8 protein-coding genes are annotated in these 9,092 nt (G+C 70.6%); 6 read left to right on the plus strand and 2 right to left on the minus strand.

The genetic code is table 11. The features are described 5' to 3' along the window. Positions 1-177: 177 nt before the first annotated feature. The 4 genes from Q7A36_RS36400 to Q7A36_RS36415 all read left to right on the plus strand — a co-directional run bounded on the left by Q7A36_RS36400 (position 178) and on the right by Q7A36_RS36415 (position 5,053). Positions 178-555, plus strand: a complete 378-nt coding sequence (locus Q7A36_RS36400; RefSeq protein WP_305108696.1) for a hypothetical protein — start codon at positions 178-180, stop codon at positions 553-555. Between the two features lie 29 nt (positions 556-584). Beyond that, positions 585-1,358, plus strand: a complete 774-nt coding sequence (locus tag Q7A36_RS36405) for an NYN domain-containing protein (protein WP_305108697.1) — start codon at positions 585-587, stop codon at positions 1,356-1,358. Between the two features lie 446 nt (positions 1,359-1,804). Continuing rightward, positions 1,805-3,883 carry a prolyl oligopeptidase family serine peptidase gene (locus Q7A36_RS36410; RefSeq protein ID WP_305108698.1) on the plus strand — a complete coding sequence of 693 codons (2,079 nt, stop codon included), beginning with the start codon at positions 1,805-1,807 and terminating at the stop codon, positions 3,881-3,883. A 24-nt stretch (positions 3,884-3,907) separates the two neighbouring features. Then, the gene (locus Q7A36_RS36415; protein ID WP_305108699.1) at positions 3,908-5,053 is read left to right on the plus strand and encodes an NAD(P)/FAD-dependent oxidoreductase; all 1,146 of its coding nucleotides are present in this window, start codon (positions 3,908-3,910) and stop codon (positions 5,051-5,053) included. Positions 5,054-5,323: 270 nt separating this feature from the next. Here Q7A36_RS36415 and Q7A36_RS36420 read toward each other — a convergent pair whose 3' ends face one another. Then, complete coding sequence (locus tag Q7A36_RS36420; RefSeq protein ID WP_305108700.1) at positions 5,324-6,856, minus strand: winged helix-turn-helix domain-containing tetratricopeptide repeat protein; 1,533 nt, start codon at positions 6,854-6,856, stop codon at positions 5,324-5,326. A 130-nt stretch (positions 6,857-6,986) separates the two neighbouring features. On the opposite strand from Q7A36_RS36420, the gene Q7A36_RS36425 reads away from it, so the two are divergent. Next, complete coding sequence (locus Q7A36_RS36425) at positions 6,987-7,448, plus strand: cupin domain-containing protein (RefSeq protein ID WP_305108701.1); 462 nt, start codon at positions 6,987-6,989, stop codon at positions 7,446-7,448. Between the two features lie 150 nt (positions 7,449-7,598). Next, positions 7,599-8,468, plus strand: coding sequence for a c-type cytochrome (locus Q7A36_RS36430; RefSeq protein WP_305108702.1), 870 nt, complete (start codon positions 7,599-7,601; stop codon positions 8,466-8,468). Between the two features lie 353 nt (positions 8,469-8,821). On the opposite strand, the gene Q7A36_RS36435 is transcribed toward Q7A36_RS36430, so the two are convergent. Beyond that, on the minus strand, positions 8,822-9,092 hold a 271-nt coding region (locus tag Q7A36_RS36435), incomplete at its 5' end, for a transposase (RefSeq protein ID WP_305108703.1).

Consider the following 9,092-nt stretch of genomic DNA (forward strand, 5'->3'; position numbering starts at 1 on the left):
CCGCTGGCCCGGACAAATACCGGCATGTTGCCGAGGGTTTTCGGCCGGTGGGCGCGAGCGCCTCATCTGTCTCCAGACTTCCGGGGAAGCGGAGCGGGCGCGGAACAACAGCCCTCGGGTCCCGTTTGCCGTGGACATCCGCAGGACGGCCCGTCCGTGCGCGGTGAAGGAGCTGCCATGATCCCCGCCCTTGTCCACGGCGTCATCGACTACGTGGCCGTCCTCGGCGTGGAGGCGCTCTCCCGCCTCGGCTTCAGCCCGCAAGTCAGCGGATTGCTGACCGGCAGCGACAGGGTGCACAGTCTCTACTCCGTTGCGACAGATTATGAACTCGACGCGGGGTTACTTCCCAGGCGTGGGCATCTCGCAATCGATGCCGCAATCGGCGCTGGCTACTGTGCGGCAGGCCTGCTCACGCGGAACGAACCGGTGTCGGTGCGCTGCATGTTGATCGGCTTGGGGCTGACGGAACTGCTCCTTGTCAGCCTCACCGAGCCTGCGCCCAGGAGGGGCCGGGTGCATCGCGCGGGCGTGCCGCACCGGCGTGCTGGCTGACCCCGTATCGCACCGCAGGAGCACGGAACATGGCCGAAGTGACGTCCGACTCCGCCCGGCTCGCCGTGCTGATCGATGCAGACAATGCCCGGCCGTCGGTGATCGAAGGACTGCTTGCCGAAGTCGCCAGGTACGGGGTCGCCGGGGTCAGGCGTGCCTATGGTGACTGGACGACGCCGAACCTGGCAGGGTGGAAGGCGGTCCTGCTGGATCACTCGATCCAGCCGGTGCAGCAGTTCCGCTACACCGTCGGCAAGAACGCGACTGACAGCGCGATGATCATCGACGCCATGGACCTACTGCACTCGCGCCGGCTGGACGGGTTCTGCATCGTCTCGAGCGACAGTGACTTCACCGGCCTGGCGCGCCGGATCCGCGAGGACGGGCTGCTGGTCATCGGTTTCGGAGAGCGGAAAACGCCGAGACCCTTCGTCGCCGCCTGCGACCGGTTCGTCTTCACCGAGCTCCTCGGACCGGAAGCGCCGGGCCGTGAGACACCTGTGCAGGAGACCGCGAAGGACCTGGCGGCGGACACGCGGCTCGTCAGTCTGATCAGGGGGGCGGTCGAGGCGGCCTCTGACGACACGGGGTGGGCGTCGCTCGGCGCCGTGGGCCGTAACATCGCCAGCCAGTCGCCCGAGTTCGACGCGCGCACCTATGGGTACGGCAAGCTCAGCGACCTGGTTGCGGCGCTGCCGCTGTTCGAGGTGGAGGAGCGGGTTCAGGGCGCCGGACCGTCGAAAGCACTCTACATCCGCAACCGCACGAAGCGGGCGCCGAGAAAAAGTAAGGCCCGTCGCTAAGGCCGACGGTCAAGCGCCGCCTCTTCGTTGCCCGCCACGCAGAGAGTGTTCGCTCCCGGTTCTTCTTGCCACGCCATTCCTTCCCACAAACTCGCTCTCCGGTTGGCCGACAACCGCGCGAAAGCGCAGGTTGGGCCAGGGTTTGCGCGGCGACCTGGGGAGTCCAGGACCGCAACGAGAGGCCGAAGCGCTCTCCGGACGGCAGACTATCTCCGAACCTGGGGACTTGGCCGATTTAGTCCCAAGGTCCGGACCCAGGAAAAAGGCCGGTTTCCGCGCGGTAACTCCCGCGCTGGTTGGAAAACCGAATGCCCGGCCACTCGGCTCTGGCGACGAACTTTAGCTTCATCTCGCCAACAAACGGTGTCTCCCGACACCGCTGTCCTGCTGCGGAATAAAGGACGTTCGCGTCGCCAGAAGGCTGCCGACCCGGCTATAGCGGGGTCATGTCCAGTCCCGCCGACCCGCGTCCGACCCTGGCCGCGCCCGACGACGATCCCTGGCTCTGGCTGGAGGAGGTGGAGGGCGAGCGCGCCCTCGCCTGGGTCGCCGGGCAGAACGCTGCCACCCTCGCCCGCCTGGCCGATGCGCGGTACGAGGCCGACCGCGACGCGGTGAAGGCCGCGCTTGACCGGCCGGACAAGCTGCCCTTCGTCACCCGGGTCGGCGGGCTGCTCTACAACTTCTGGCAGGATGCCGGGCACCCGCGCGGCCTCTGGCGCCGCACCACCCTCGAGAGCTACCAGACCGAGGCGCCGGACTGGGAGGTGCTGCTCGATCTCGATGCCCTGGCGCAGGCCGAGGGCGAGGACTGGGTGTTCCAGGGCGGCATGCCGCGGCCGGGCCGGAACGACCGCGCCATCCTGCACCTCTCGCGCGGCGGTGGCGATGCCTGCGTGCTGCGGGAATACGACCTCGTCGCACGGCGCTTCGCGCCGGACGGCTTCGCCCTGCCCGAGGCCAAGGGCGGCGCCCTCTGGCTGGACGACGACACGCTGCTGCTCAGTTCCGCCTGGGGCGAGGGTATGGCGACGACCTCCGGCTACGCGCGCACGGTGCGGCGCTGGCCGCGCGGCACGGACCCGGCCGCCGCGCCGGTGCTCTTCGCCTGCGACCCGGGCCACATGGGTGTTGGCGTGCAGGTCGACCGAGAGACGCCCGGCCGCGTGCTCTACTTCGACCGCATCGCCTTCTATGAGGCCGCGGTCCATGTCGGCGACCGTGACGGCCCGCGCCAGCGCGTCCCCCTGCCATTGGACGCGGAATACACTTGGCAGCGGGACTGGGTGGCGGTGCGGCCGCGCAGTCCGTGGACGGTCGGTGGCGTCACCTACGCGCCGGACACGCTGCTCGGCGCCAGGCTGGAGGAGGTGCTGGCCGGGGAGGCGCGCTACGAGGTGCTCTTCACCCCAGCCGAGCGCCGGGCATTGCAGAGCTTCTTCTGGTGCAGCGGCCGGCTGGTCGTGTCAGTGCTGGACGAACTGCAGCCGGTCTTCCACGTCCTGATGCCCGGCGAGGCCGGCTGGACGGCGGCCGAGCTGCCGGGCCTGCCGCGCACTGGCGTCGCCAGCGTCTGGCCGCTGGATGCGCGGCGCGAGGAGAGCGACGGCAGCCTGCTGGCCCAGGCGCAGGACCCGATTACGCCGGTGCGCCTGATGCTGACCGACGTGGCACTGACGGCGCCGGCGCTGCTGAAGCAGTCCTCCCCTACCTTCGACGCCACCGGGCTGGTCGTGACGCGGCACGAGGCGGTGTCGATCGACGGCACGCGCATTCCCTACACCCAGACCGGCCCGGCGGCGGAGAGCAGCGGCGAGGCCCCGGTCTACATGACCGGCTACGGCGGCTTCCGGGTGCCGAGCCTGCCCTACTACCAGGCCGTCCAGGGCAAGCTCTGGCTCGAGCGCGGCGGGACGACGGTGGTCGCCAATCTCCGCGGCGGCGGGGAGTTCGGCACACCCTGGCACGAGGCCGGCCGGCGCGCGAGCAAACGGTTGTCACATGACGACTTCGCCGCGGTCGCGGCCGACCTGGTACGACGCGGCGTGACCCGGCCGGGTCGCATTGCGGCCGAGGGCGGCTCGAACGGCGGCTTGCTGATCGCCAACATGCTGACCCGCTACCCCGAGCGGTTCGGGGCGCTGTTCTGCACCATCCCGCTGATCGACATGCGCCGCTACAGCCGCCTGCTGGCCGGGGCGAGCTGGATCGCCGAGTACGGTGATCCGGAGAAGCCAGACGACTGGGACTTCCTGCAGCACCTCTCGGCCTACCACGTGGCCGAGCCAGGGCGGCGCTACCCGCCCATCCTGCTGGCGACGACGCGACGCGACGATCGGGTGCATCCCGGTCATGCCCGCAAGATGGCGGCGAAGCTGCAGGCCCTGGGCTACCCGGCCCTGTTCTACGAGCCGCCGGCCGGCGGCCATGGCTACGGCAAGGACAATGCGGAGGTGGCCAGCTTCGCCGCCCTGGGATCCGCCTTTCTGCGGCGCGCGATCGGTTGGGAGACAGAGGTAGCCTAACTGGCAGCCAAAGGGAGCAGAGCCATGCGCGTTGCCGTCACCGGCGCCGGCGTGCTCGGCGCCAGTACTGCTTTCCATTTGACCCTGGCTGGCGCCGAGGTGGTCGTGACCGACCGGGCCCATCCCGGGCAGGCCACCGCGGCCGGGGCCGGCATCGTCTCGCCCTGGTCCTCGGGCCGTGTCGATCCGGACTGGCGCCGCATCGCCGATGCCGGTGCGCGCTACTACCCCACCCTGATCCAGCACCTCGCCGAGGCGGGCGAGGCCGAAACCGGCTATCGGCGGGTCGGCGCCCTCTCCGTCGCGGCGAACAGAAGAGAACTCGACCAGATCGAGCAGGCGATGCGGGCCCGCGCGGCCTTGGCTTCCGAGGCCGGCGAGGTGACGCAGCTCGCACCCAGGGAGGCCCGCGCCCTGTTCCCACCGCTGCACCCGGATCTTGCCGCGGTGCATGTCAGCGGGGCTGCCCGCGTCGATGGGCGGCTGCTCGCTGCCGCACTGCGTCGAGCGGCAGAGCGCCGCGGCGCGCGATTCCACAGCGGCATGGCTGGGCTGCCGGTCCGCGACGGTCGGGTGACCGGGATCCGGATCGACGCCGAGGAGATCGCGGCCGACTGCGTGATCGTCGCGGCCGGGGCCTGGGCGCCGGAGGTGCTGAAGCCCGTGGGCATCTCCCTCAGGGTCGCGCCGCAGCGCGGGCAGATCACTCATCTGCGCCTCGAAGGCATCGATACCGAGGCCTGGCCGGTCGTGTTGCCCCACAGCAGTCACTATCTGCTGGCCTTCGGTGGCTCCCGGGTGGTGGTCGGGGCCACGCGCGAGACCGGCTCCGGCTTCGACTACCGGGTCACGGCAGCGGGCCAGGCGGAGGTCCTGAACGAGGCCCTGGCCGTTGCGCCCGGGCTCGGCTCGGCCACCCTGCTGGAGACTCGCATCGGCTTCCGACCGGTGGGTCCGGACCTGAAGCCGATGCTGGGGCGAGTTGCGGGACTGGACGGGCTGGTCATCGGCAACGGCCTGGGTGCGTCGGGCCTGACCATCGGCCCCTACGCCGGGCGTCTCCTGGCGCAACTGGTGCTGGATGAGGCGCCGGAACTCGACCTCACAGCCTACGATCCACTGCGGCCGGGCGTTGTTGCCGCGGGCGATGAAACCGAGGCGGTCCGGTGATACGGCGATGGGTTCATGGCCATGAGAAGCCTGGATCCGCCTTCAGCCCCTGTTGCGGTCATACCTGCCGCACATTTTCGAAGCGTCAGTAGCTAGCATGGCCGAGGTCGACCCGAAGCCGACATCCGCACCGGCCCGCCCGTCCGGGAGACTGCCTCACTGGATCGGTGCTTGGATCACGATGTCCCGCAGCCGACGGGACAACCGCCCAGCGCCGCGGGGATTGCACGACACGCCGCTTGCCTCGCCCGATGGGATTGAGGGTCGGCGTCACTCCGGCAGTCCGCAGGCGCGTAGCGCCTTGCCGAGCGCCGCGGCCAGTTCTGGCGCGCAATCAACACCTGCCAGCTGCCGGCTGAACCGGAACACGGGCTGAAGCGCCATCACGCGCTCCGCTGCGGCGCGGGCCGCGTCGAGACTGCCGAGCCGCGCCAGCGTCGCCGCGAGGATCATGTGCGAGATGCTGTGCCCCGGGTTTGCGTGGACACCCTTGTAGGCGGCGGTGGCCGCCGCCTCGGCCCGGCCTTCGACGAAATGGCCGAGCGCCAGCGCATGATGGGCGGCGAAGGCCCAGGGGTCGAAGGGGCTGAGCCGCAGCGCGCACTCGCCCCAGGTGATGGCCCGCCCCGCGTCCCCCGCCCAGCCGTGCACCACCCCGCCGAGAATGTAGGTCACAGCGGAGGACGGGCTGACCGCCAGCGCCGCCTCGAAGACAGCGGACCCGGCGCGGCGGTCGTGCGCGTCCATGGCCAAGGAGAAGCCCGCGAAGGTCAGCGCGAGGGCGTCGTCGCGCCCATGCGTGATCGCCTCCTCCGCGTGCCGGATCGAGGCCGCGCGATACGTCTCTGAGAGGCCCGCGCGGAGGAACAGGTTGTGGTGGCACATCGCCGCGAAGGCATGCGCCAGCCCGTAGCGCGGCTCGAGTTCCAGTGCCCGCCCCAGCAGGTCGAGGGCGCGCGACGACTCGGCCGGCATGCCGGTGAAGACGTTGGGCTGCGCCCGCAGCACGAGGTCGTAGGCGTCGAGGCTCTCGGGCCGGAGGCGCCGGACGCGCTCGACCTCGGCCTGGCGGAGGTTGGGCTCAATCGCGCCCACTACCGACATCGCAATATCGTCCTGCAGCGTGAACAGGTCTTCCAGGGGCCGGTCGTAGGTCTCGGCCCAGACCAGACCGCCGGCCTCGCTCTCCACCAGCCGCAGGGCGACGCGAACGCGCCGGGCGTCCTTGCGCAGGCTGCCCAGCAGCAGGTAGCGCACGCCGAGCTCGCGCCCGGCCTTGCACGGATCGGTCTCAGGGCTGCGGTAGACGGCGCCGGAGCCGCGCGCGGTGACGAACAGCCATTTGATGCGCGACAGGCCGCAGGTGATGTCCTCAGCCATGCCATCACAGAAGTAGTCCTGCGTCGGATCGCCGCTGAGATTGCGGAAGGGGAGTACCGCGACCGAGGGCCGGTCCGGCAGTGCAGGCGCGGTCGGCGCGGCGGCCAGCCCGTCGCCGACCGGCCCGACATAGCGGTAGCCGCGCCGCGGCAGGGTCTCGATCCAGCGGGTGCCGCTCTCACCATCGGCCAGAGCCCGGCGCAGCGCAGCGATCTGGACCGTGAGGTTGCTGTCCTCGACCGCCAAGCCCGGCCAGGCGGCGCGGAACAACTCCTCCTTTGAGACGGCGGAGCCGGCGCGGGCCACAAGGGTCTGCAGCACGGCGATCGCGCGCGGGCCGAGGGCCACCGGCGTGTCGCCGTGCAACAGCAGCTTCGTCTCGGTATCGATTCGGAATGGCCCGAGGCCTAGCAATGGCGCCATGCCGGGATTCGGTCAGAAAACCGATCTTTTGCAAGTTTTTCGGACCGTCTTCACGACCCAGGCGCATGCTCGCGCCAGGCTGCGCTCTCCAGGGCGGGCCGCCACACCGGCCGGCGAGAGGAGCCAACCGATGAACGCAGCCCCCGTGATCCACCTGCCGGACGAGGCGCCTCGGCTGACGGTGGCGGGCCACCCCATGGCCGTCCTGATAACCGCCCGAGAGTCCCGCCACGCCTGTATGTTCGATTGGATGGTGCCGCCGCGCTTCGCCACCGGCCTGCACGTCCACCGCGTCCAGGAGGAGACCTTCTACGTCCTTGACGGGGCCTGCGAATGGCAAGTCGGGGACCGCCTGGTGACGGCCCGGCGCGGGGCCTACGTCTTCATCCCGCCCGGCGTCCCACATGACATCCGCAACCCCGGCGACGCGCCGGCGCGGCTACTGATGACGGTGTCGCCCCCCGGTCATGAGGACTACTTCAAGGAACTGTCCCGACTCACCGCCCAGGGGCGGCCGGATCCGGAGGCCCTGGCGGCCCTGCGGCGGCGCTTCGACACCGATCAGCTCTCGACGCTCACGGTCGCAGGGTAATCGCCGCCGCACTGGATGCTTGATGTGGAACAGCGCCAGACGCCAGGATCATTTCAGGGCAGCAGTGCTCCGCCCGCGACCTTGCCGTCCGGTCACGGGACGGGTGGTGTCGTGACCGCTGGAGGCAGGCAGCTCAAGGGAGGTTCAACGATGTTGGTCAGGCTCCAAGCCGTCGTGGCCCTGGCGGCGTGCATCGCGGCCGGTTCGGCCTCCGCCCAGCCGACCGCCGGATCCGAACTGCTGGGGCGCGGCCGCTACCTCGGCGAGGTCGTCGCGGCCTGCGGCGCCTGCCACAACACCTTCGGGCCCGGCATGCAACCTGTGCCGGGCATGGCGCTCGCGGGCGGGCGCGTCTTCGCGGAGCGCGGCTTCCGCGCCGTCGCGCCGAACATCACCCAGGACCGCGAGACCGGCATCGGCGGCTGGACGGATGCGCAGATCGCCGCCGCGGTCCGGGACGGGCACCGCCCCGACGGCGCGCCGATCGGTCCGCCCATGCCGGTGGAGAGCTACCGTGGCATCGCCGACCGCGACCTCGGCGCGCTGGTGGCCTGGCTGCGTACCGTCCCGCCCGTGCGCCACGCCGTCGCGGAGCGGTCACGTTACCCTTTCATGCCCGCCCTTGCCGGGCCGCCGGTCGCCTCCGTGCCGGAGCCGCCTGACGAGGATCCCGTGGCACGAGGGCGCTACATCGCGGTGAACCTCGCGCACTGCATGGACTGCCACTCCGCCCAGCTCGCCGAGGGGCGTGCCGACCCGCAGCGGCGGGGTGCCCCCGGCCTGGTGCTCGAAGGCCCCTGGGGCGCCGTACAGGCGCGCAACATCAGCAGCCATCCCGAAAACGGCATCGGCCGCTGGACGGACGAGCAGATCCTCGGCGCGATCACGCGCGGCGTGTCGGCGGACGGGCGTCGCCTTGCGCCACCGATGGCCGGCCGCGCGCCGGTCTGGGCACGGATGACGCCCGAGGACCAGCGCGCGCTGGTCGCCTACCTGCGCTCGCTGCCGCCGCAGGAGTAGCGGCGCGAAGCAAGCCGGGGGGCATGGCGCGCAGTGCCGGCACCAGGTCCAAGCCCAGCGGTGCCTTCGCTGCAGGTCGGCTTCCCGCCCAACTCGGCTGTAGCAAGACGCTGGAGGACGACAACGGAACATGCGGCTAGCTTTCGGACCTGGTAGGCTGGCTCGCCGCGCGCAGCGCAATGGCGCTGGGTGAAGCTCTCGGGGATGGCCACCATAGATGCCCCACGAGATAGCCGCCGGAGTAACGCCCGGCCCGCGGCACCTTGCGTGATGCGGTCTTGTCGACCGGCAACAGTGGCGGATGAGGTTGCTACGACTTACTAAGCCGGCCATCAAATAGGTAGCGCTCTGATTTACGCGGCGTAGCGGACGGTGGCGGCCTGGAAGAAGGTCCGCACCTTTGCGGGGCGGCGTTGCAGGCGCCGCATGTGGGAGGTGAGGCTGGCCTTGAGGGAAACCTTGTCCCTGGGCACCGGCTGCCGCGCGATGGCCTGCTTGACATCGTTGTTGAGGAACTCGTCCGGATTGTGCTCCGGCGCGTAGGGCGGACGATAGAACAACTCGATCCGCCCGGTGTTGGCCTTCACCCAGGCAGCGACCCGCTTTGCCCGGTGGACCCGCAGG

The sequence above is a fragment of the Paracraurococcus lichenis genome, from assembly GCF_030657435.1.
GTDB classification, from domain to species: domain Bacteria; phylum Pseudomonadota; class Alphaproteobacteria; order Acetobacterales; family Acetobacteraceae; genus Paracraurococcus; species Paracraurococcus lichenis.

Bases quoted from the DNA above. Each gene is read 5' to 3' on its own strand.
- Q7A36_RS36400 (WP_305108696.1), top strand. From the start codon at position 178: ATGATCCCCGCCCTTGTCCACGGCGTCATCGACTACGTGGCCGTCCTC.
- Q7A36_RS36405 (WP_305108697.1), top strand. From the start codon at position 585: ATGGCCGAAGTGACGTCCGACTCCGCCCGGCTCGCCGTGCTGATCGAT.
- Q7A36_RS36410 (WP_305108698.1), top strand. From the start codon at position 1,805: ATGTCCAGTCCCGCCGACCCGCGTCCGACCCTGGCCGCGCCCGACGAC.
- Q7A36_RS36415 (WP_305108699.1), top strand. From the start codon at position 3,908: ATGCGCGTTGCCGTCACCGGCGCCGGCGTGCTCGGCGCCAGTACTGCT.
- Q7A36_RS36420 (WP_305108700.1), bottom strand. From the start codon at position 6,856: ATGGCGCCATTGCTAGGCCTCGGGCCATTCCGAATCGATACCGAGACG.
- Q7A36_RS36425 (WP_305108701.1), top strand. From the start codon at position 6,987: ATGAACGCAGCCCCCGTGATCCACCTGCCGGACGAGGCGCCTCGGCTG.
- Q7A36_RS36430 (WP_305108702.1), top strand. From the start codon at position 7,599: ATGTTGGTCAGGCTCCAAGCCGTCGTGGCCCTGGCGGCGTGCATCGCG.